This window comes from Vibrio sp. R78045 (genome assembly GCF_042466085.1).
GTDB lineage: Bacteria > Pseudomonadota > Gammaproteobacteria > Enterobacterales > Vibrionaceae > Vibrio > Vibrio cyclitrophicus.
Genome location: NZ_JAXHBS010000013.1, coordinates 59,840 through 83,519, shown reverse-complemented (window position 1 = coordinate 83,519; position 23,680 = coordinate 59,840). Strand labels below are relative to the sequence as shown.

Annotated in this window: 18 protein-coding genes; 11 read left to right on the top strand and 7 right to left on the bottom strand. The window is 42.1% G+C overall.

Annotation, left to right across the window (positions count from 1 at the left end; translation table 11 throughout):
- Nucleotides 1-159: 159 nt before the first annotated feature.
- Both SJY39_RS10990 and SJY39_RS10985 read right to left on the bottom strand, forming a co-directional pair.
- A complete protein-coding gene (locus SJY39_RS10990) occupies nucleotides 160-897 on the bottom strand; it encodes an EAL domain-containing protein (protein ID WP_016793678.1) in 738 nt (245 codons plus the stop codon).
- Nucleotides 898-1,471: 574 nt separating this feature from the next.
- Complete coding sequence (locus SJY39_RS10985) at nucleotides 1,472-2,107, bottom strand: hypothetical protein (RefSeq protein ID WP_010429523.1); 636 nt, start codon at nucleotides 2,105-2,107, stop codon at nucleotides 1,472-1,474.
- A gap of 307 nt (nucleotides 2,108-2,414) precedes the next feature.
- Between SJY39_RS10985 and SJY39_RS10980 the strand changes: the two genes are divergently transcribed.
- From SJY39_RS10980 to SJY39_RS10970, 3 genes are all read left to right on the top strand, one after another.
- Complete coding sequence (locus SJY39_RS10980; RefSeq protein WP_010429527.1) at nucleotides 2,415-2,660, top strand: DUF2164 domain-containing protein; 246 nt, start codon at nucleotides 2,415-2,417, stop codon at nucleotides 2,658-2,660.
- 192 nt (nucleotides 2,661-2,852) lie between these two features.
- Complete coding sequence (locus SJY39_RS10975) at nucleotides 2,853-3,392, top strand: cytochrome b (protein WP_010429530.1); 540 nt, start codon at nucleotides 2,853-2,855, stop codon at nucleotides 3,390-3,392.
- Entirely contained in the window at nucleotides 3,389-3,958 is a 570-nt protein-coding gene (locus SJY39_RS10970) for a YceI family protein (RefSeq protein WP_010429532.1), read from the top strand. Before SJY39_RS10975 ends, SJY39_RS10970 begins: the two co-directional genes overlap by 4 nt.
- A gap of 307 nt (nucleotides 3,959-4,265) precedes the next feature.
- Here the strand turns inward: SJY39_RS10970 and focA are convergent, their stop codons facing one another.
- Complete coding sequence (gene focA, locus SJY39_RS10965) at nucleotides 4,266-5,717, bottom strand: formate transporter FocA (RefSeq protein WP_016768772.1); 1,452 nt, start codon at nucleotides 5,715-5,717, stop codon at nucleotides 4,266-4,268.
- Nucleotides 5,718-5,976: 259 nt separating this feature from the next.
- On the opposite strand from focA, the gene SJY39_RS10960 reads away from it, so the two are divergent.
- Both SJY39_RS10960 and SJY39_RS10955 read left to right on the top strand, forming a co-directional pair.
- Complete coding sequence (locus tag SJY39_RS10960; protein ID WP_010429535.1) at nucleotides 5,977-6,882, top strand: LysR substrate-binding domain-containing protein; 906 nt, start codon at nucleotides 5,977-5,979, stop codon at nucleotides 6,880-6,882.
- Between the two features lie 203 nt (nucleotides 6,883-7,085).
- A complete protein-coding gene (locus SJY39_RS10955) occupies nucleotides 7,086-7,580 on the top strand; it encodes a DUF1097 domain-containing protein (protein WP_016793679.1) in 495 nt (164 codons plus the stop codon).
- Nucleotides 7,581-7,809: 229 nt separating this feature from the next.
- On the opposite strand, the gene SJY39_RS10950 is transcribed toward SJY39_RS10955, so the two are convergent.
- Complete coding sequence (locus SJY39_RS10950; RefSeq protein ID WP_010429541.1) at nucleotides 7,810-9,555, bottom strand: ATP-dependent endonuclease; 1,746 nt, start codon at nucleotides 9,553-9,555, stop codon at nucleotides 7,810-7,812.
- 238 nt (nucleotides 9,556-9,793) lie between these two features.
- Between SJY39_RS10950 and SJY39_RS10945 the strand changes: the two genes are divergently transcribed.
- The 6 genes from SJY39_RS10945 (at nucleotide 9,794) to SJY39_RS10920 (ending at nucleotide 17,942) form a co-directional block, all read left to right on the top strand.
- Nucleotides 9,794-11,533 carry a bifunctional UDP-sugar hydrolase/5'-nucleotidase gene (locus tag SJY39_RS10945; RefSeq protein ID WP_016767452.1) on the top strand — a complete coding sequence of 580 codons (1,740 nt, stop codon included), beginning with the start codon at nucleotides 9,794-9,796 and terminating at the stop codon, nucleotides 11,531-11,533.
- Nucleotides 11,534-12,181: 648 nt separating this feature from the next.
- Complete coding sequence (locus SJY39_RS10940) at nucleotides 12,182-13,183, top strand: TerC/Alx family metal homeostasis membrane protein (protein ID WP_016793680.1); 1,002 nt, start codon at nucleotides 12,182-12,184, stop codon at nucleotides 13,181-13,183.
- Between the two features lie 312 nt (nucleotides 13,184-13,495).
- Nucleotides 13,496-13,684, top strand: coding sequence for a hypothetical protein (locus tag SJY39_RS10935; RefSeq protein ID WP_010429554.1), 189 nt, complete (start codon nucleotides 13,496-13,498; stop codon nucleotides 13,682-13,684).
- Between the two features lie 182 nt (nucleotides 13,685-13,866).
- Nucleotides 13,867-14,607 carry a DUF1223 domain-containing protein gene (locus SJY39_RS10930; RefSeq protein ID WP_016793681.1) on the top strand — a complete coding sequence of 247 codons (741 nt, stop codon included), beginning with the start codon at nucleotides 13,867-13,869 and terminating at the stop codon, nucleotides 14,605-14,607.
- A gap of 143 nt (nucleotides 14,608-14,750) precedes the next feature.
- Entirely contained in the window at nucleotides 14,751-16,037 is a 1,287-nt protein-coding gene (locus tag SJY39_RS10925) for a DEAD/DEAH box helicase (RefSeq protein WP_016785217.1), read from the top strand.
- Nucleotides 16,038-16,223: 186 nt separating this feature from the next.
- Entirely contained in the window at nucleotides 16,224-17,942 is a 1,719-nt protein-coding gene (locus SJY39_RS10920) for an autotransporter assembly complex family protein (protein WP_016796776.1), read from the top strand.
- A gap of 300 nt (nucleotides 17,943-18,242) precedes the next feature.
- Here SJY39_RS10920 and SJY39_RS10915 read toward each other — a convergent pair whose 3' ends face one another.
- The 3 genes from SJY39_RS10915 to SJY39_RS10905 all read right to left on the bottom strand — a co-directional run bounded on the left by SJY39_RS10915 (nucleotide 18,243) and on the right by SJY39_RS10905 (nucleotide 23,660).
- The gene (locus tag SJY39_RS10915) at nucleotides 18,243-19,694 is read right to left on the bottom strand and encodes a phospholipase D family protein (RefSeq protein ID WP_016796513.1); all 1,452 of its coding nucleotides are present in this window, start codon (nucleotides 19,692-19,694) and stop codon (nucleotides 18,243-18,245) included.
- 81 nt (nucleotides 19,695-19,775) lie between these two features.
- Nucleotides 19,776-21,872: a carboxylesterase family protein gene (locus SJY39_RS10910; RefSeq protein ID WP_016796777.1), complete on the bottom strand. Its 2,097-nt coding sequence runs from the start codon at nucleotides 21,870-21,872 to the stop codon at nucleotides 19,776-19,778.
- 129 nt (nucleotides 21,873-22,001) lie between these two features.
- Complete coding sequence (locus SJY39_RS10905; protein WP_010429568.1) at nucleotides 22,002-23,660, bottom strand: hypothetical protein; 1,659 nt, start codon at nucleotides 23,658-23,660, stop codon at nucleotides 22,002-22,004.
- Nucleotides 23,661-23,680: the final 20 nt, after the last annotated feature.

The following is a 23,680-nucleotide window of genomic DNA, read 5'->3' as shown; positions in this document are numbered from 1 at the left end:
GATTGATATAAAACAGATTCTTTTAAGCCAGCCCAGTCATCTTGACTGGGCTTTTTTATAAGTGCTAAGGCTAAGCGTTAAGTTTATAAAAGAGAGTTAACCAACAGGAGTTAAAAAGCCGCTAATTAATGGAAAAGCAGCTTCTATAGATAAGCGGTTTTAGATAGCGAGGCGTATATCCAACTCAATCGGCTGTGGCATGGCTAAGTGGTAGCCTTGATACATATCGAAGCCTAAACTTTGCATTGCAACGAGTTGTTGCTGAGTTTCAATTCCTTCAATTACGGTCTTGGCGCCAATTTGGTTAGCAAGCTCTAGTACTAAGGTCATTTCACGAGTGTTGCCTTTTTCGAAGTCGAGCATAACAGATCGGTCTATTTTTATTATATGAGGATTGATATGACGAACGCGCTGTTCTGTTGACGCTTGTGTTCCAAAATCATCAACAGCAATTTGAAAGCCGTTCTCTGCAAGAGAGTGAGCAGCATCTTTCAAGCGCTCTTCACTTTCTGCATTAAGTTCAACCAATTCCATTACTATTTGAGACGATGATAGGTTAAGTTCATGGAGGCGTTTAGCCAACAGACTGTCGCTTACTTTTTCTGCGGCAAACAGCTCACCAACGTTCGGGAGCACGTTCAAAAACAGGTGTAAGTGACGAATTTTTGATTGTGCAAAGTTGCGGATATGGATAGCTCTACTCAGCCTTTCTACATTGATCTTATCAACGCATAAAGTTTCGTCGGAATGGAAGAAGTGATCAGGACGAACAATTTCACCCTTGCCGTTCGATAGGCGAACTAAAGCCTCTACGCCTATCTGAGCCATAGAACAATCAAATATCGGTTGATAGACACTTTTAAGTGTTAGATCTTGGTATTTAGCAATAAACTGCATATCGGTATCCACGGATATACAGCTAATAAATTCACTTCTGTTTGATAGAATCATAGTCGTTAGTAAAGGTGTTTATTCAGTGACGAAAACATTCGCCATGGCTGTCACAATATTGACAGGTGTTAGTAAATTGTCAATTAATAAAAATTCATTTACAGCGTCAATATTTAAATAAATATAATTAACGAAAAATCAGGATGATAAATGATATCAGTAATTAGTCTCAATTATCACTTCCTGTCGTTTCATTGCTGCACTGAATTTAATAGCTAAGGAACCTATCGCATAGTAACCACAACTAATATAAGGCTAGAGCACCAGTACACCAGAGAAAACTAGGGTTAAAGACTTAGATTTTGGGAGGGCATCAAAGTTAAGAATTAAAGAGACTGTACCAGTTACATAGAAATGATATCTATCTCTCATAATCGATAAAGTTAGCGTAAAGGTTATTAATCATTCAAAATTGACATTTGGATAATTAATGAACACAAGAAAAGTTTTCGGTTATAAAATACTTTGTGAAAGTCAAAAATTTACTTTAAATATTAAATTTAAAAATTGACTCGTATTCTTATTGCCATTGAAGTACTGCATAAAGTTGTAAGTATTTACGAACTAATTGTTGATTTCCTGACCGTTTTAATGGATGTCCGAATTTAATAAAGCACGGGCTAATTCTAAAATTACGATTCAAATCAGTAGCAAACTGAGATTCACTCTCTCTTAATGTGATTCCCTGTTGGTTGTATTCGGATATTTCGTCAGGCAACTCTCCCATCCACCAGTGCAAAAGCTCACCGCTAGTCTTACTTCTGCTGATCCAATGGTCAGAGACAATAATCAAAAGATCGTTAGGTTGAATGGCAAATCCGTACTCTGATTGCCATTTATGAATGTCTAGCATTAACTTTTTGCGGCACGTTTTTCCGGCGCTCACCATATGATGGCTAATCATCCAAACCGTACCAATTTCAGAAGAAATTCGGAAGTGACGAGGGCTATCACCAGAAGAGAACATTTCGAGTGGGCTGATGTTGCTCACATGATTAAAACTCACGAAGGTGTGTTCCATTCGTCGAGCAAACGCTTTTCCTATGTGGTGTTCACTGATCCCTTGGTTGTGTACGGTAGGGTAATGGTGTTCACAGAGCTTTAGACAGTCGTCTTGAAATTGATTAACGCTTTTAATCACGAGATCTAATAACAATGAAGTCCCTTATACATAGTTACTATCTTATTGATGGGCAATAGTACGGTAATTTGTGTGCCATTACCTATGAGCAAAACGCGAGTTCTTGATCCCTCTATCAAAATTAGCTATTCCAAGTCTTTTTTATGGATAGCACTGGCAGTCTAGTGGTCTGTCTTCTAAATTATGTGGAATTATAGTGAGTTACTAGGATTACAGTGAGCAACCAGAATTGTAGCCATCTCTCATTATCAATTGCGTTTAGCTCACCTAATCTTAGTCAGCTAATCACAGTTCTTCTACTCGTATTTATTCGGAAACATTTATGACTATTCAATTAGATTCAAAACAAAAGTCTGAGCTTACTGATGCTCTTCAAAAGTATCTGCAGGATGAGATCGATATAGAAGTAGGGCAATTTGATACCGAGTTTATAGTGGACTTCATCAGTAAAAAATTTGGCGCGATTTATTACAACAAAGGGATAGAAGATGCTCAAAAAGTGATGGAACGTAAAATGTTAGATATTGCAGATGAGCTTTACGAGATTGAACAAATCGTTGAAATTTAAAAACAATGCGCGTTGTTCAGGTAAAAGAGTGACTGGTTCAAGAAAATAGCCACTTGTTCAAAAAATTTGAATAACTCGTTTAGATTGAAATGATGTAACTAATGTAAAGCTTGGTAAATAATATGTTACACAAACTTGGTGTAGGGTACGCTTTTTAAAACTACACTACTCGTTAACATTCGGAAAAGATGCATGGACAACAACGTTAGAAATTACAACCCTTTAGCACGAGCGATGCATTGGATTTCAGCTCTAGCAATTTTTGGCTTATTTGGTGTGGGCCTGTGGATGGTTGATCTTTCGTACTACAGCGAGTGGTACAAAACAGCACCAGACTATCACCGTTCGGTAGGTATTCTTTTAGCTACAGTGACCGTTGTTCGCTTGCTTTGGAAACTAGTTACCACGTCACCCAAGGTGGAAGGTAAAAGCTATGAAGTCGCAGCTGCTAAGATTGCTCACGGTTTTATGTACATAAACTTAGCGGTTTTATTTATTTCAGGTTATTTGATTTCTACATCAGATGGTCGCGGGATAGAGGTATTCAATTGGTTCACTGTCCCAAGTATGGGCGAACTGTTTGCAAACCAATCTGATCTTGCAGGAACGATTCACTACTACGCTGCATGGGTACTGATCATTATGGCATCAGTACACGCCTTAGCGGCGATAAAACACCACGTTATCGACAAAGACGATACGCTACGAAAAATGATAGGAGCTTCAAAATGAATAAGTCAATTATCGCTACAGGATTAGCATTTGCTATGGCAATGCCTTTCGCTGCGAACGCCGCTGATTACGTGATTGATACAAAAGGCGCACATGCTTCAGTTAATTTTAAAGTTAGCCACTTAGGTTACAGCTTTATCCAGGGTCGTTTTAATACGTTCTCAGGTGATTTTTCATTTGATGAAAGCAATATTGAAGCATCAAAAATAAATGTAACTATTGATACAACAAGCCTAGATTCAAACCACGCAGAACGTGATAAGCACATCCGTAGCTCTGACTTCATTGATGCAAGCAAATTTTCAGATGCCACTTTCAACAGCACAAAAGTGGTTGATAAAGGCGACGGCAAACTTGAAGTAATGGGTGACCTTAAACTTCATGGTGTCACTAAGCCTATCGTTATCGAAGCTGAATTCATTGGCGCTGGCCAAGACCCATGGGGTGGTGAGCGTGCTGGTTTTGTTGGTACGACTCGCCTAGAACTTGCTGACTTCAATATTCCTGTAATGGGAGCTTCAAGCTATGTCGATATGGACCTGCACGTTGAAGGTGTAAAGAAGTAATCTAGCTATTCACAATGGTCGTCTGATATCAACATTTTAAAAAGTATCAAAAGTTTAATTGATATCAAGAAAGCGACAGTTAGAAATAGAGAAAGGCGCAAAGTTTTCACTTTGCGCCTTTTTTATTGAGATAAATGGCAACGCGTTTAGGTCTGTTTTGTGTCAAACCTTTTATTACGTCAAAAGCCACCATTTGCCTCTAGCCAGTCAACGTTGCTATGACTGAGTTATCCAGTTGAACTACTAATCCCTAATAGTTCAGCTTTAGATTCGTTAATCTGTTTCTAGCTTTGCAAGTAGCCGTTAGTTAAGCCGTTTCTAGCTCAGCTTGTGGAACCACGTTTAGTCGGTCGCCATAGATAGGACGCAGTGCTTGCATAACTTCAATGCGAGTCAGTACACCTACCATCACGCCATTTTCTAGTACTGGAAGCATGTGTGGTTGGCTTACTTTCATCGCTTTTGCACGCTCTTCTAGAGAAAGAGAAGTCAGGCGAGTGGCGAAGCCCATACTTGTTGTTGGGTATAGTTGCTCTTTGTCGATACATAAGAACTCAGCAACATCGACTAGCTTGTCGTTAGCATCGATAGCGACTACGTCACGACTCATTAGGTCTACCACTTTTTGACCTTTAGTAGGGATGTAATCCTGGCACCATAGGTCAACCATTACGTCATGAACAGAGAAGATACCTACAAGGCGGCCTTCAACATCACAAACAGGAGCGCTAACAAGTTGAGCGTCTAAAAGTGTATCAATTGCAACAGAGGTAGGCATTTCTACGCTAAGTGTAATTGGTTGAGTGTTCATGATTTGCTTGATAGTAGTTGCTGTGTTCATAGTGATTTCCTTAACTGACGTGATTTCTGTTGTTTGTGTAATTGCTGTAATTTTTGTTGCTTTAAGTTGTGGGCGACGGTAGATGCTCCAATTAGCTAAGCCGACTAATACCGAGCCACCTACGATGTTGCCTATTGTCACTGGTATTAAGTTTGCGGTAACAAATTGCACGACATTAAGGTCTGCGTACTGAGCTGGTGTCGCGCCAATCTGCATCCAAAAACTCTCTGGTGCGAACGCTTGAATCGTGATGCCTAGTGGAACCATGAACATATTTGCCACACAGTGTTCAAAGCCTGAGCTAACGAACATCGCTACGGGTAATACGGTCATCATTGCTTTAGTCATCGCATTCGCAGAACTAAACGTTAACCAAATTGCTAAACACACCAGTAAGTTACAAAGCACACCCAAAGCAAAAGCTTGAACAGGGCTGTGGTGTAGCTTGTGCTGAGCAATGTTAAGAGCGTTTAAGCCCCACTGTCCGCCATCAAGTTGATACAAGCCTGCGGCGCTGACTAACGCCAAAAGGAACATCGCACCAACAAAGTTACCTACGTAAACCTTGCCCCAGATTGAAAGCATCTTGGTGAAAGTAATCTGCTTGTTTGCCCATGAGATGCTTGATAACACCGAACTGGTAAACAGCTCACCACCACAAATAACAATTAAGATTAAACCCATACTGAATGCTAGGCCGCCAGCTAAGCGACTTAATCCCCATCCCGCATCAGCGCTACCGGTGGTAACCGTGATGTAGAATAAAAAAGCAAGCCCTATGAATGCACCAGCCATGATTGCCAAACTCAATGTCATGCTGCTGGTTTTACTTGCCTTACTTAGTGCAAACTTCTCTGCTTCCGCCATCATTTCTGTTGGTGAGAACAGTTGATGATTTTCAGAAGTGCCTGTTGCCATATTCCCCCCTTGAACAATCCGTCATGTTTAATTCCTAGTGTTAATGACTGAGTTAATCAGTAGTGTTTTACAGGGCTCGTTGTGTCCTGCCATTACAGATTAGGGGGTTGAGAGGTAGAGGTAAAATTGATAATTTTTAGAAACCACATCAAATTTATTGATATAGATTTGGTTACGCGTAGAATGAAATTGATTGCTCATCGGCTTTATAAAAAACGAGCATTTGGACACAAATAATTAGAAGCATTAAGGATCAATTTTGCGTTATTCATTGAAGCAACTCGCGGTATTTGATGCAGTAGCAGATTCCGGGAGTGTTAGTCAGGCAGCAGACAAGTTGGCGTTAACTCAGTCGGCGACAAGTATGTCTCTTGCACAGTTGGAAAAAATGCTTGGCAGGCCTTTGTTTGAAAGGCAAGGCAAGCAAATGGCCCTTACTCATTGGGGCATGTGGTTGAGACCAAAAGCGAAGCGTTTACTGCAAGATGCGCAGCAAATTGAGATGGGTTTTTATGAGCAGCATTTACTGAGTGGTGAGCTCAAATTAGGTGCAAGCCAAACCCCTGCGGAACACCTCGTCCCAGATCTCATCAGTATTATTGATAACGACTTTCCTGAGATGCGAATCTCACTTGGGGTGCAAAGTACGGATGCAGTAATAGATGGCGTATTAGATTATCAATACGACTTGGGCGTAATCGAAGGTCGTTGTGACGACAACCGTGTTCACCAAGAAGTATGGTGTACTGACCATTTAACGGTGGTTGCGTCGGCTCATCACCCGTTTGCCAAGCGAGAACGAGTAAGTTTGGCGCAATTAGAGCAAGCGAAGTGGGTATTACGCGAGCACGGCTCAGGTACCCGCAAAGTTTTTGATAGCTCTATTCATCATTTAATTGGCGATCTCGATGTTTGGCGAGAGTACGAACACGTTCCTGTTTTAAGAAGTTTGGTTGCAAACGGCCCATATTTAACGTGTTTACCTTATCTAGATGTCGAACAATTTGTTGAGTCAGGCCAACTGGTGACGTTGAATGTTCCTGAGCTAGAAATGGAAAGAACGCTGTCCTTTATTTGGCGTGCTGACATGGCAGAGAACCCACTCGCTGAGTGCATTAAGCGTGAAGGTAAACGCATGATGAAAGGTAAACGGTCGGTTCTGTAACCTAGATTTGATAAAATACTAATAACCAAATATGTTGAATAAGCGATTTCTGTCTCTATATCGTGATAAATGCACATTTGCATACATTATTAATGTGATCATGATCGGCTAAATCAGAGCTCTCTTCACATAATATACTCACTTGATTTTAAGTGAGGCTAAATCCGGTTGTAGAAACCCTACAGTTAGGCTTTAGAAATAGTATGAGTACATTAGTCGCGATTTCATTAACAACAGGTATCTTGTCAGGTCTATGGGGATGGATTGCTATCTCTTTCGGTCTGTTGTCATGGGCAGGTTTCTTAGGTTGCACCAGTTACTTTGCTTCGCCTATGGGCGGTGTAAAAGGGCTAGCAAGCAGCTTATTAACCAATATGACAGGTGTATTCTGGGCAATGGTGATTATCGAAAGCTCAACCTTCGCAGGTCTAGAGATTTTAGGCTATATGATTACCGCTATCGTTGCTTTCTTTATGTGTATTCAAGCGAAACAAGCGTGGCTAGGTTATATCCCCGGCACCTTTATTGGTTGTTGTGCTACGTTTGCTGCAGGTGGCGATTGGCAACTTGTAGTGCCGTCTTTGCTGCTTGGTGGTGTATTCGGATACTTGATGAAAGCAACGGGGCTATGGCTTCACGAGAAATCGACTCAATCTTCGGAAGTTGTTGAACAACACGCTAAACAGGCAAAGGCTTAATAAATACGTTAAGTATTGACGCTTTAGTCACGGTTAACTCTTGCAAGATAATCCCCAATTAATTTGTATATCGATTTATACAGGCACACCGTTTGGTGTGCCTTTTTTGTTTGATTGTTATTGTGATAATAAGCTTAAGTATTTGTTTAAAATTGAAATTATAACATCGATCAGACAAATTGAATGCTAGGTGCTAGGTGCTAGGTGCTAGGTGCTAGGTGCTAGTTATTTAAGTATTCCCGTTTGCCATAGTGATGACGCGTTTTAGGGTCCACCTCAGCAATAATGGAATACATTCTTGCCCCTGATTTTCGCAATGAGAAACTATCGCCAATGCAAGGTCGGGTTTTGCGTGTTTTTTGAGTACCTTAGCGACTACTTTCTTTGGAGGAATAGGGTGATCGTATGGAATTTTCACCATGTCACGGAAAAAGTTCTCGAAGCCGTTCATATACAAGTAATGTTCTATGTCTTTATCAGGTAATTCAGTTAAGCGGTGTCGTTCTTGGTCATTACCAAGCTTTGATAAAACGGTCGCTGCGTATTTTTTACCTGCCGCGTCGCCATCGGTCACTACATGCCAGTCGATACCAAACTCTTGTGCAACCTTAATGAGCGCTTTAAGACCTGACTGAGCGAACTCGATAATTTGAACACCTTCAGCGGCAAGGTTATAGCCACATTGGTTAGCTAATTCGTTGAATAACCAAACTTCGGTTTCACCTTCCACTAATAACCAGCAGCGGGCAAACAATGCACCAGAGCGGTGGAAACGAATATGGAAACCAATTCGTCTCAACTCATCTTTGCTGAAGTGATTCATGTTGAGTTGGTTAGCGATGGTTTTGTCTGAATGGCGAACCAATCGACGAATCGATTGTAGAGGTACCGCAGCTAGAAGGTCACCACTGTTGGTGGTGAGGATTTTCTGCATCGGTAATTTCTGCATCAAGCTCCAAGCCCTTGCCAAGTGCGTTGGGTGTAAGCGGCCTTCTGGATCTTCGAGGATCAAAAGGGGGCGTGCACATCGCCTTAATTCATTCGGCCCTTTTGCTTGAAGGTAGGCATTGAGCAAACCCATGAATAATAGGCGAGTTTGTTTGTTTTTAGTTTCTTCTACAAGCTGATGAATGCTCTTATCGTTTGCGCCTGCAGAGTAGAGTAAACCGTCCCTCTGTTTTCTAGGGTTGCGGCGAGCAGTGCTTTTGAAAGAAAAGTAATGCTCAATTAGGCTTTGCATAGACTCTAGACTGCTACGCATTTCGCCTTTGTTTACATGGCCAGGGATCGCCATCAATCGTCGGCATGTATTATCAATTCGTTTCTCTATTCGAGCTTGACGCCCATTGCCATTGTGCCCGTTTCCATGACCAGTACTGGCGTGGCTATTCGCGCTACCATTTTCGTTGTTGCCGTTACCATTATGCCCATTGGTATGGAGATGAGCATTGTGGTTGAGTGATTTACTATTGAAAGGACGATCAAAATGTCTTGCATCACGCAGACGGATCACTGGGTGCAATGTCATCAACTCTTGAGCGAGCTTTTCAGAATGGTGCAACTTTAGTGGGTTTCCCTCTATATTTAAGAAAGCATAATGAGTGGTGGCTTCATATTGCTCTAACGTCGCACTGATTCGGTAATAGATACGGAACACACCGAACTCATCTTGAACCCAAATGGGTTTTAGTTTGCGATAACGCCCGGCATTTAGTTCACTTTTATCGCTGGCTTTTAATGCGAGAACTATTTGGAGGTGTTGAGATTGTGGGTGTGAAACAGAGTAATCGACATGAAAATCGGTCATTTTAAAATGATATGGAACGCCATCTGATGGAAGTACGACGGATAGAGCATCCAATAATGAAGACTTGCCCCAAGTGTTTTCACCAATCAGCGTGGTTAACTCATCAAACGCAAGAGACATGCGCTTTATACCTCGAAAGCCAGAAATCTCGATTCTTTCTAGTTGCATAGGCTTACTCCTAACGGAAGGCTCTGCTAATTGTTTGAAAGCTAACAGATATCTTTAATCATAATCGAAAAACACGTGTTCAGTATGTTCGCTTGTCACAAAAACCGCTCTTTATTAATACGGTGCAAAATCAGATTTTTGATCTATATCGAGTATTTTTTTGCAGTGCAGTTTCATAAAATTCACGATTCTGTCATGATTCTCGACCTAGTATGAAGGGACAAAGAGAGAACACAATATGACTAAAAATAATAAGCCGACCAAAATAGTGTTGGCACACATTAACGACACCCACTCATACTTTGAACCAACGTCATTACAGCTATCACTTAAAATGAATAACCACATCATTGAACCTTATGTCAGTGCTGGTGGCTTTGCTCGAATCTCAACGCGCTTTAAACAGATAGAACAAGATGCGCAACGACAAAAGGTTGGAACCTTGTTTTTGCATGCTGGAGACTGCTTCCAGGGCACCTTATACTTTTCATTATTTAAGGGAAAAGCAAACGCCGATCTGTTGAATGCTCTTAATATTGACGCCATGACGCTCGGTAATCATGAACTTGATATGGGTAACGAGCCAGTTGCAATCTTCGCCAAACGAATCAAATTCCCACTGTTGGCGGGTAACTGGAACTTATCGAATGAGGATATCAATAAAATTCATACTTTAGCGGACAACGACATTGTTAAGCCTTTCCTGACTGAAACCCGAAGTGCTTCTTTTATAACGAAAGAGTTTGATGGAGAGAAAGTTGCGATATTCGGTTTAAGCATCGACAAGATGGCGGGTATCGCTAACCCTGATATTGACACACCATTTGAAAATGCATTAGAAACGGCAAAAGCCACAATAGAGCAAATTCACCAAACGGGTATTAATAAGATCGTATTACTCAGTCACCTTGGTTATGAAGCTGATTTAGAATTAGCGGCAAACGTTACAGGCATTGGCGTGATTGTTGGTGGTCATAGTCACCGCCTGCAAGGTGACTTCTCTGATATTGGTTTAGTTAAAGATGACGATTATGGTGTGAAAGTTGGCGACACGTATGTGGTTCAATCTGGTTTTCACGCAATGAGCCTAGGGCACTGTGAAATCGAGTTCGATTCTAAAGGTAAGGTGACTCACTTTAATGGCAAAAACGAATTGCTGTTGGGGCGTCGACTGTTTATAGACGCTAAATTAAGTGAAGTAGGTCAAGACGATGCCCATGATATGGCGTGTGAGTTCTTGAACAACCACCAGAATATTGCGGTATGTAAAAAAGATCCTGAACTGCAAAGCATACTTACTGACAAATATCAGCCTAGAGTTCGAAAACTGCAGAAACAGGTTATTGCTCATGCAGATACGAAACTGCGTCATGTGCGCATTCCTGATGAAAAAGGGCCAAGCCAACTGGCACCGTTGGTTGCTCAGTCTTTCCATTACTTGATGAACGAAAAAGGTCATCAAGTAGACTTCGCTATTCACAATTCTGGCGGCGTTAGAAATTCGCTCAACAGTGGTGATGTTTCGGTTGCCGATATTGCCGGAAAACTGCTACCGTTTGCCGTACCTATTGGTGTATATGACGTAAAAGGTGAAACGATCGCGGGTATGTTAGAAGGTGCGATCAATAATGCGTTAGACAATGGCGTTGTTGGTACTGGCTCAGGTAGCTTTCCTTATACTCACAACTTGAGGTTTTGTTATCACAAAGAGGCGCCATTAGGGCACCGAATTCACCACCTAGAAATACACACTGATGAGGCTGGTTGGCAAGATGTTGATCGTGAACAGGTATACCGCGGCGCATCGTCTGCCTACACAATGAAAGGTAAAGAAGGTTATGATGCTGTATTAGATATGATAGGGAATGGTACAGTGACCACCGATTCAATGTCAGACTGTTTTATTGCGTTTCTTCAAGACAACCCAGAGTCACTTCAGCAGAGCGAAATATTGAATTGCATGGAGTGTTTTAGGTAATCCCATTTAGCCTATTTAGACGTATTATTATTGCTTAAGTAAATCTATAAAATTGGCACTGTTTATGCTTAGTTTTCCAGGTAACTTTCTGTGGAGGCAAAGCATGGATAAGAAAGATTGGTTCGACGCTGCAGCTGTTGTCGGTTGGGTGTCTGTTTGGTCTGCATTGGTGTACTTAGTACCTACTGCAGGTTTATAACTTGTCGATTTTATAACTTAACAAAGCTATAAGATGATTCGGTTTGAACGCGATTTTCAAACCACAACAACATAAGGGTTGCAGGCTTGGAATGACACTCAGTTTCAAAAATCGGTGAACCTCTTAGGGGGATTATTTGAATCAATACAAGTGTCGCTTTGATAAGCTTACAGCAATAAAAAAGGAGCCTTGTGCTTCTTTTTTATTTATTTTTAAAATTTATCTAGACGAAACAATGTTAGAGGAATATTATCCACGCGTTTGGGGAGTAGTTAGCGCAAGTTTACATATCGTCATCTCGTTAGGCCAAGAGTCTATCCGGTATGTAAAGGTGAAATCCCATATTTCACTTCAACGAGACCAACGCAATCACAATCAAGATCCGTCGTGGAGCTTGATATGTTTTGTTTGCGGAAGGTCTTTGTAAAGTTCTTCCGCCCGGAGGAATAATGAACTCAACTCAATCTCTATTATCTACCAATAGTGAATCCTTTTTTTCATCGCCAGTCATGACGACATATGCGGGCTTTTTCCTGCTGACTGTGATTCTTGTTTCTATTGATATCTATCAGACTCGCGGAGGTAATGTCACCATCAAGAAAGCGGCGATCTGGAGTGTTTTCTGGTTTGTGCTCGCATTTTTGTTCGCTGGTTCTATTTACTTGTTTTGGGACCTCTATGCGCCGAATAGTGAATACACAGCTCAAAAAGCAACCGTGTCATTCATTACCGGTTACTTGCTAGAAAAATCCCTTAGCGTAGACAACCTATTTATATTCGCGATGATATTCGCTCAGTATCAAGTTCCAGAGCACTTAAGACCGCGTGCGCTTCTTTGGGGGGTTATTGGTGCGTTGGTACTTCGTGCAATCATGATCGCGTTAGGCGCGCAATTATTAGCTGAATACCACTGGGTACTTTACGTGTTCGCTGCGTTCCTAATTGGTACAGGTATTAAACTGGCGTTAGATAAAGACGAAGAAGAGAGTATAAATACACTGCCTGAAAAGCTACTTCGTAAAGTGATGCCCGTAACCGAGGATTTCCATGGTCCTGCATTAATGGTTAAACAGGGTGCTAAATGGGCATTCACTCCAATGATGTTGGTGATCGGTGCAATTGCAGTGATGGACGTAATGTTTGCATTGGATTCGATTCCTGCGATTTTCGCCGTTACGCGAGAGCCATTCTTAGTGCTGGCTGCAAACGTTTTTGCGTTACTTGGCCTTCGTTCACTGTACTTTGTACTCCAAGGTATGATGGACAAGTTCATCTACTTGAAGCCAGCGCTTTCATTCATCATGGTCTTTATTGGTGTGAAAATGCTGCTAGTTGATAGTGAGTGGGCAATCCCTACGCATTGGTCACTTTTGGTACTTATCTCTACGATGGCCATTGCTATTATAGCGTCGATTTATGCGAAGAAACCTGCCATTGAACAAGTAAATTAAACCAAATATAACTTATCGAAAACTCGATAGTAAGTCCGTGGCCGATGAAGTGGATAATTTATTTATGTAAATTTTCTGTGACATTGGCCGCTTTGTATAGGGGGTTATTTGAACTAAATGCATGATTTTGATGTCTTATTGAATTTATAAGCATGGTGAGTGAATATGTATTCTCCCAGCTTGTTAATGGCTTGTTTTATTAGAAAAACTAATCTGAATTTTCAATTTTAGTCATTTTTTAACGGGTAAAATATCACCTATTATTCTTGTCATCAGAACGAAATACTTAAACAAGTTTATAGAGAGGCAATCATGGCTCAAGCAATGCAAATGAATACTATCGCTGTTCCTAACTCTATGGATAAGAAGACCTACTCGGTTAACTTCAAAGGATTGATTGCACACATTTTCGATATTCTTTTCGTAGACAACTCTCCACGTAGTTACTACGCAAGCGACCTATCGGGTCACATGCAGCGCGATATCGGTATCAACCGTTAATCTCAGCGTAAATGCATAGAATTAAAGAAATACAGAATTAAGAAACGCCAGCTTTTGAAGCTGGCGTTTTTGTATCTGAAATAAACTCTATCTTTTCGCAAACTAAGCTCCTGAAAGAAAAACCTAGGCATAACGGTCTGTATTTGAGCGCCAATCAATTCGCTTTGTACAAGGAGCTCGGTATGTCACACGCCAAACTCAATCCATCATTGATTAAACTTTGTTTATTTGCCTTACCGATCAGTTTGTATTCCTCAGTGTCGCTTGCACAAACCTGGAGTAATGAAGGGCAACCTGCTCAGGTGATCGAACTGTTCACCTCTGAAGGTTGTTCGAGTTGTCCGCCTGCTGATGAATACCTCAGCACTTTTGAAGAACATCCGAAACTCTGGACACAAGTTATTCCGCTCGCTTATCACGTTGACTACTGGGATTACCTAGGTTGGGGAGACAAGTTTGCCAGCAAAGCGTTCAGTCAGAAGCAACGTTTATACAAAGCTTATGGGGTAACAAGTGGCGTTTATACGCCAGGCTTCGTTGTCGACGGTAAAGAGTGGCGCGGTTATTTCAATTGGCTTGATAGAACGCTGCCTTCGCTCCCCCAACAAAATAACCCCAAGCTTACAGTCAATCATAAAGGCGACACGTTCAGTGTCAGTTATGAAGGAAAAGGGGACTATGTCGCTCATATTGCCTTGTTGGCGATGAACGAAGTCACCAGCGTTAAAGCGGGCGAGAACAGAGATAAGAAACTTGAGCACGATTTTGTCGTGGTTTACGATGGCTACCAACGTGGTGAGTCTGAATGGCAATTCAATATCGACTTCTCCCCGTTAGTTGCCACACCTGATGCAGTAGCCGTGTGGTTAACAGAGCCTAACTCGTATGAACCGGAACAAACAGTAGCAGGGTGGCTGAACTAAATTTGCGATAACTTGGTATCTGGATGTGTTTTAGAGGGGCTTAATCGCTGAAACACGGGAGAAAGGGGCGATTTAGTTACGTAATACGGCTGAAATACGTTAGTATAGCGCGCTATTATTTTAGCTTTGAGTTCCTGCAATTAATGACTAACACCACAACACCAACCAACTTTTCTGATCTTGGCTTAATTTCACCATTGATGGCTCGTCTTACCGAGCTTGAATACCAACAGCCAACGCCTATCCAAGCGCAAGTTATTCCGAGTGTGTTAGCAGGACGCGACCTAATTGCAGGCGCAAATACCGGTTCAGGTAAAACCGCGGCATTTGCACTTCCACTATTACAGCAGATCCATGAAGATGCACCTTTAGACCGTCGTTCGGGCAAAGGTAACTATGTTTCTGGCCTTATCTTGGTTCCAACACGTGAGCTTGCTAAGCAAGTTGCCGATAGCGTTAAGTCTTACGCAGTGCATTTCAACGGTGCAATTAAAACCGTTTGTGTATTCGGTGGTGTGTCGGTGAACACTCAGATGCAAGCGCTACGTGGTGGTACAGATATCTTGGTGGCAACACCAGGCCGATTGCTTGACCTGATCTCAAGCAACGCTATCAAACTCGATAAAGCAAAAACGTTAGTACTTGATGAAGCTGACCGAATGTTAAGCCTTGGTTTTACAGAAGAACTAGACGCGATCTTGAAACTTCTGCCAAGCAAAAAACAAACCTTGTTGTTCTCTGCGACTTTCCCCGAGCAAGTTAAAACGCTGACTCACGAACTACTGAATGATCCAATTGAAGTTCAACTTCAAAGTGCTAATGCGAGCACATTGGTTCAGCGTGTATTCGAAGTAGAAAAAGGTCGTAAGACAGCATTGTTAGCGCACCTGATTCAACAGCACGAATGGCGCCAAGCTCTTATCTTCGTAAACGCGAAAAACAGCTGTGAGCACCTTGCAGACAAGCTATACAAGCGCGGTATCATCGCAGAAGTATTCCACGGCGATAAAGGGCAGGGTTCACGTACTCGTATTCTTGAAGATTTTAAATCTGGCGAGATTGACGTTCTTATCGCGACAGACATCGCGGCACGTGGTCTGGATATCGAAAAGCTACCAGTAGTAATCAACTTTGATTTACCGCGTAGCCCATCAGACTACATGCATCGTATTGGCCGAAGTGGTCGTGCGGGTGAGGTTGGTCTAGCGCTATCTTTGATCGACCACGAAGATTACCATCACTTCACAATCATTGAGAAGAAGAACAAAATCCGTCTTGAGCGTGAGCAAATCGAAGGCTTTGAAGTAGATTCCGAAGCGGTTGCTGAGCTGGTTGCAGCGCTCAAACCTGTTGCGCCACCTGCTGGCACAGGCAAGAAGAAAAAGAAGAAAGCACCTAAAAACCAAGATGTTTGGTTGAGAAATAACTAATATAGAGTCAGTAAAAAATAAAATTTATAAAGGCGCTTAATTGCGCCTTTTTTGTACTTACATTTTGGCTCTGGTAATAACCTAATCTTAGCAAAAAGCCCGGTCGCTAGTTCGTAGGGTCAGATCCTCCATAAGAGATTCAGCGATTTAACGCTTTGCTCATAACCTGTTCGGGTTTTGAGCAAATTGGGTAACCGCGTGAAGACCTCGATTAAACAATTAGTGCTGGTAGCTTCATTTTTCCTGTTTACCCAACACTCTTCGAGAGCTGCTGAATTTGAGACTAAAGGGGTTAATAAAACTCTCACCGAAAACGTAGAATTATACTTAGAACCTTTGGTTGATGTTCCTGCTTCACAGCTATCGAAAACTAAGCTATCTAAACGTATTCAAGATGCGCTCAATCCTTATGGTTATTATCACCCTCAGCTAGATATCGAATTCAATGATTCTGATAACGTGATCATTAACATCGATTCTGGCCCTGTCATGCGCATCGCAGAATCGATAGTAAAAGTCACAGGCGAAGCGAGTAAAGATAAAGAGTTCATCAACATACTCAATCATAGCAAGTTAGGCTCAGGTTTAACTTTGTCTCATCAAGAATACGACCATACTAAGCGTGCGATTTTTTCTTTAGCGAAGCGGAAAGGTTATTTTGACGGTAGGTTTATCGAGTCAAAGATTGAAGTTATTCCCAGCGAGAACATCGCCAACATTTACCTGCACTTTTCAAGTGGGCCACGATACAAGTTTGGTTCTATAAGTATTCCAGATGATGGCGTTGATCCTACCCGTATCGAGAAAATACCAACTTTCAAAAAAGGTGACGACTTTGACACCATCAAGTTAGGTGAACTGCAATCCGATTTGTCTGACACTCAATGGTTTCGAAGTGTCATCGTACATGGTGACTTTGATAAGCTTGATGACAACCTAGAAGTTCCAATTGATATCATTGCCGAGCCAAGTTCTCGTAATATTGTGCAGGTGGGTGGCGGTTATTCTACCGATCTCGGTTTACGAGCCTCGCTCAGTTGGTCAAAGCCTTGGTATAACCGAAGAGGCCATAGCTTTGAAACACAGACATATTTGTCTGAACAAGAGCAATCACTGCAGTTGGGGTACAAAATCCCAGCGGAAAAGGTCACAACTGATTACTTTGGTATTCAGTTTGAATCGAAACGAATTGATCATCGAGACACCAATAGTCTTACAAACGATCTTAAGTTCGAACGTTACTGGCAATTAGATAGTGATTGGCAAAGCACCATTTACGTCAAGTACTTGCACGAACAGTACATTCAGGCGTCTGAGGAAGACCAATCGCAATTGTTGCTACCTGGCATCAGCTTCTCTCAGGTTGATCGTAAAAATGATCAATTGGAGATTAATCATCGACACATCTATTCTATTGAATATTCTGACCCTAATCTGTTCTCTGATTCAAGGCTGTTGCGGTTGGAAGGAAACAGTGTAGTTTCGTGGGATATTAGTGATAATCAGAAGCTCCATTTCCGTTCAAACGTTGGCATTAACATTGCGAAATCATTGTTGGACGTACCGTCTTCACTGCGTTATTTTGCTGGTGGTGATGGAAGCTTAAGAGGTTATGGTTATGAATCGATTTCTCCGAAAGACGATAACGGCGAACTAACCGGCGCGCGCTACATGTTAACGGCAGGCCTTGAATATCAGCATCAGGTGTATCAGTCAATTTGGATGGGCGCGTTTCTCGATGTTGGTGATGCGTTTGACGATGAAGCAGATTGGAAGCGTGGCACAGGCCTTAGCTTGATTTGGAAATCACAATTCATTCCTGTAAAACTCGATTTTGCATACGGTTTAGATGCCCCTGAAGGTGATGAGTTTCGTATTCACTTTTCTTTGGGTACTCAATTCTGATGCTCGTACTTTGTTTGAGCTCTCGCTAATGGGTATTCAAGCCAATTAAAGAGTCGAATCCAGAGTTGAAAGTCGGTATTTATCAACGGCAGGAGGATGTGGGCATACTTACGATGCGGACCTACTAAACTACGTTAGAATGGTCAATAACGTGGACAATAGAACCATTACACCAAGCATGTAAGATTAGTTTTTCTTCAGACAAAGAAACCGCGCATGTGACGCGGTTTCTTTGTTTTATGGTTCAGAGATTAGTTTACAGAGTTTTGCTCTAGCTAAGACAAGCATTCAGCCATTGGATTACAGCTCAAACTCGCCGTTCATTTTTCGAAACAACCAATCCGGAAATTTATTCAATGGACTGTAGTTTGGGCTCTTTGTGTGTGTTTGTTCGCCTGAAATCCAAATAGTCTCGCCTGATTGGGCTCGCGAAACAGCCCAGAACAAATCCTCTTTCTGACGCGTTAAGTAGTGTGTCACTTGCTTCGCAAACTCTTCACTCTCAATCAACACACCAAACTCAACGTTCAAAAAGTCTGATCTTGGATCGAAGTTAGAAGAGCCAATATAGGTCACTCGTTCATCTAAAATGACGGTCTTGTTATGGTAGTAGGTATCAACATGAAAGTAGTGATCATCATTGATAGCTTGGCTTTTGTACTCATAGATACTTACGCCTCTGTCGAGTAAAGTCTCACGGTGTTTTTCGTAATACGCTGGCACAAAGCCTGAATCATTGGAAGCAGATGAGTTGGTTAGTAAGGTTACTTCAGCTTGGTTCTCTCTAAGCGCACCGACAAACACAAACTGGTTATCGCTTGGCACCATATAAGGCGTAGAAATTATAGCCTTAGATGGGGTCGCTACTTTTTGCTTCATTAAGTACTCTGTACGTTGACGAAAGTAGGGTTTGTTGTCATCGAGCTTCTTTAACGAATCAAATAGAGGAGTAACCGATGCTTCAATAAAGTTTGGTTCACCTAGGTGATTTATCTGTTTCTCAACATCGAACGTGATCTGTTCTTTATTCTTTTCGCCATTGTTCATTGCTTTAATAAATGCTTTGTATTGACCTTTGACTTTAATTCGTTCTTGAATTGGCACAACATATTCGCTCTCCCAAAGTGCTTGGTAGTTGCGATCGAAAGACGCTATTACCGTACCTCGAAATAGAACGTCCATATCAAAGAAATTGGCATTTTCGCTATAACCAAAGTAATCATTACCGATGTTTCTTCCGCCCAAAATCATCGATTGATGGTCAACATTGAAGTACTTCTCGTGAAGTCGATTATCCAGTCGCTTTTGGTGAGTCGAGAAGTTGAACGCACGGCCAACCCAGCCAGCTTTACGTGACTCAAAAGGGTTAAACAGTCGAATCTCAATATTGGGGTGTGAGTCCAATTCCGCTAACCATTTATCATTAAAAACCAGTAGGTCATCTAAGGTCAGTCGGATGTGAACCTCACGATCCGCTGCTTGCTTTAGCTCGTTTAGAAGCATCAAACCTAGCGTGTCACGTTCCCAAGAGAAGTAAGTCATATCTATCGAATGTTGTGCTCGGCGAACGAGGTCGATACGACGAGCGAAGGCTTCTGGCGCAGAAGGAATCAAATACACTTCTGCTTGGTGTTCGGTGCTTTGCCAGTTTGCTTCGAAGTCTGTTTCAACATCGGGGTAAGGTTGGGCACATCCTGTGACCAAAGCAATTAACATCATTGTGCATGCTGTTTTTAGTTTGCTAAGTGTCATAACTAACCTGCGTTTGAGCGTAAAATTGGATATAAAAACGGCCAGCGAGCTGGCCGTTAAAGTAGGAGGGGGGGAATATGTTTAGTTTAGGTACCAGTCCCAAGGCATAAGACCTTGCTCTGTTAGACCCGTTAAGCGACCTTCACGAAGCTTAGGATCAACACCTGGGTTTGTGACATAGTCCCAGTCATAGGTTGTGTTATCGCTAAAGCCTTGAGATTCGATAACTAATACATTGTCGGCAGAATCGCTGTACTGGTAGTTAGTGAATAGTTCTTCGCTAAACCATAGGCGTGACATTTCGTTCATTAATGCCTTCTCATTACTTGTTGGGTGAATCTCACTACCGTCAAAACGTACAGCTTTGTTGAACATAAATGGTAGTTCTGAACCGTTACATGCACCGCTGATGCAACCAATCGTTTTGAATAGATCAATGATTGACAGTTGGTCGTATTCGCCTGTTTCTTCATTTAGAGCTGTTTTAAAGTTCCACATGTTAAAACTTGGTTTGTGCTCAAAGTAGTATAACGTTGCTTGTACTTCGCTGTTTGCTGCCATATAACGAGCAGGGCCATTGAATAGTGTGTCATTTAGCAAGGTTTTAAATTGCTTCATGTTCGCTGTTGCGTCGCCCAGAGTTGCTTCTGAGTTAGGGTAAAAATCAGTTAGAGCCAGAATGTCTTGGGTTTGTTGGTGGCTAGTTATATCAACAATGTCGACCAAGCAACCTAAGGTACCCGCAATATCACTGGTATCAATGCATCCAGTCATTTCAAGTAGATCTCCTTCTAGCTTGGCACCATAAAATAAACTCGTTACAGCGCTGTAAGCGCTGCTTGGCAATACAAGCTCTGCTGAAACTTCATCACTTGCTCGCTCAGATAGTTTTTGCTGAAGAAGAACGATGTTGTTTTGATCTTCTAACCAGTTAACCATTGCAAGTGCAAGCTGTGCTGGCTCTTCGTTAGTAAGCAGTTCAGGCTCATCATTTGCTAGTAGTTCAATGACTGTCGGAATCAAGAACGTTGTAGTAAAGAGCATGCCAAAGCTGTTCGCTTCATGTGCATTTTCACCGAGGACAGTAGGTACTGAGAAGCCTGCTTGTATTGGTGATTCTGCTGATTCGCTACAGCTACCAAGTAAGCTAGTTTTTTCACACAAGATGTAGGGAGCAAAAGGCATCAGGTTTGACATTGGAGTTTCATCTGCTGCTGGGCTCAGAATTGGGATTTGCAAAGAACCTAACAACCAATTTTTTAGCTGTTCAATACCATTCAAAGCTGTTTCTTGCGACGCCATGATCTCGTCGATCGAAGTGTTTGCATCAAAATCATTGTTGCGGTCCTTAGCCACGTCATAGCTAGCGTACTCAAAACCATACGGGTTGCTCTGCATGATGGAACGTTGGAAATATTGACCTGCGATATCGTCATCTTGCTGCAAGAAACCAATAGACATAGCACCTGAGCCTTGCCCAATAACGGTTACATTTTGAGCATTACCACCGAAATCGGTAATATTATTGTGTACCCACTCTAAGGCGCGCTTTTGGTCACCTAGGCCATAGTTGCCATCTTCGTTTGCGCCTTTAATCCATTGAGTACCTAACTGACCAAGACGGTAGTTCAAGCTTACATAGATGAAAGGCTTACCATCGTCGCTTCCTTGAGCAACCACGGTATCACCGTGCACAAGTGCTTCAGAACCTGAGCCATATTCAAAGTCACCGCCGTGGATGAATACATAAACCGGTAGATCTGCATCAGCATCTAAGTCTACTGGACGCCAAATGTTAAGGTTCAAACAGTCTTCAGATTGTGTCTGTGAAACGGTCTTCAATTGAGGGCAAGCATCACCAAACGCAGTCGCATCAATGTCAGTCCCAAGATCGATAAGTTCACTGTGCTCAAAGCGCTCTGCCTCAGCAAATTTAATACCTTTAAAAGACTCAACAGAAGTCAGTTTGTTGTCTTCGGTATTTGAAGTAATAACCAGTTCTTCTTTGGTCGCTTTAATCGTTACGTCACCGATTTGAGCGGTAAAAGGTTCAACAGGTGCCGGAACTAGCGGTTCTGGTTTGTCTGGCAATGGAACTGTAGGGGCAGTATCAGTATCGCAACCTGCTAACGCAGCAGCAATAGTAAGGGCGATCGTAGAGCGGTATGCAATAGTCATAAAAAGAGTTTCCACAATAGTATTCGGCGTAGTCTGTTTAATCGTCATCTACGTAGATAACAGAGCTACAAAATTTCTTATTAAGAACAACCTAGTTTTAAGGTTAGGCTGGTATCCCAAGCTCAGTGACTAGAATCGGTAGCCAAGATTCAGCGTTACAGCCGAACGAGTTTCACCTTTGTTGTACAACACGGTCATGTTGTAATGCTTGCCGATCTGTTTGTTAACCCCTGTTAGGAATGCCCACTGATCGATGTCGACACCAACGTCATAATCAAATTCGATGTCATCAGTTTTTACAGTGCCTTGCATACGAGAATTTAAACCTTGGTATTCAGCGCCAACGAAAAACTGAGCTCGATAATCGACTAATTGATAACCCAACATAGGTTGAACCGTAACAATGCCATCGCCCCAATCATCCATTCCTTTCAGGCGTGTTTGTGAATAGGTACCTGTGACTGAGGCAAAGAACTCTTTGTAACCAACAGATAATGTGGTGCCCGCACCGCGTAAGTCATATTCAAGATGAAGTGGTACATTCAAACGGCCACTGTTACATAAGGCAGAGACACCTTCGCAAAGTGCGTTACCTAGCCCAGGTAATTTGTCATTGAGTTTGTCTTTTAGGTATTCACCTGCTGCGCCGGTATAAGCCGCATCCACATTCGCATCAACGTTTACCTTTCCTACATATCCGAATACATTCCAGAATGGCAGGATATTAACGTCACCACGTATAGAAAGACTCTCAGCCTTAACCGTCGCAACGCTATCTTCAGGATCAAATAAGTCGTTCAAGCGAACACCACCAATCACGTAATCAGTCATTGGAATGTCCATGTCTTGGTTGCGATAAGCCACTGATACGCCGAATGGAAGAGGTAAATCAATGCCTTGACGTCGTACCATGTCACCCATTAACGGAAAAACTCGGTCTAGCTTGACGCTCGCTTCTAACATTCTTGGGTCTGATACTTCTTGAAGCCTCGCTTCGTTGACCACTTGTACGCCGTTATCCTCTTCATAAAACGCGACTGGTTCGATGATGCTCGTCATCTTCATTGGCTTGTTCTTGGTTGTACCAACCACTTCAGTTGTTTTATTTGCGATGACTAACTTATCCGTCGGTAAAGTGTGAAACTCAATCTCTTGCTTATAGCTTTCTACCTTGTAGGTATGGTGTTTGAACGGCTTGTCATTGCTGATCAGCATTCGTTTTGGTTCACCGTCGACTAACTCAATGTCGACATTCAAAAAACGGAAATATGCGATATCTTGAGGGAGTCCATACTTCGAATAATCGAAGCTGATGATTACTTTGTTATCGTCGATTTCTTTTACTCGAACCGAAGATGAATCAAAGCTTTCTGCATAGTGACGTAAGCGATATTCGGTACGTGTGAAGGCTTCTATTTCATCGAGTAGGTTTTCGTTATCATCCAGCTCATCTGGGTTATATTTGATACGAAGGTCGATGTTGCCTTTAGTGTCGGTGTTCTTGACGAGGTAGACGCTTGAGTCACGAACATCATCACCAACTTGCAGTGTACGATGTGCGTGTTCAACTAGGTGCTGACCTTGTACTAGTGAGCTTATTGCTAGCTTTGGCAAGTCATGACTTATGCCATATTTGTCAAACAGTACTCGACCTTGCTCTTTGACTTCGGTGTAAGTCTTGGTTTTTGCTGCTGACGCAAAAGTGGGAGTAATAAGTAATAGGGCGCTCGCTAACACAGAAAGAGTATGGGTCTTACAGGCGCTGGTGCGTATTTCAAAAAAACTCATGACGGTTTCCACGCTGAGTG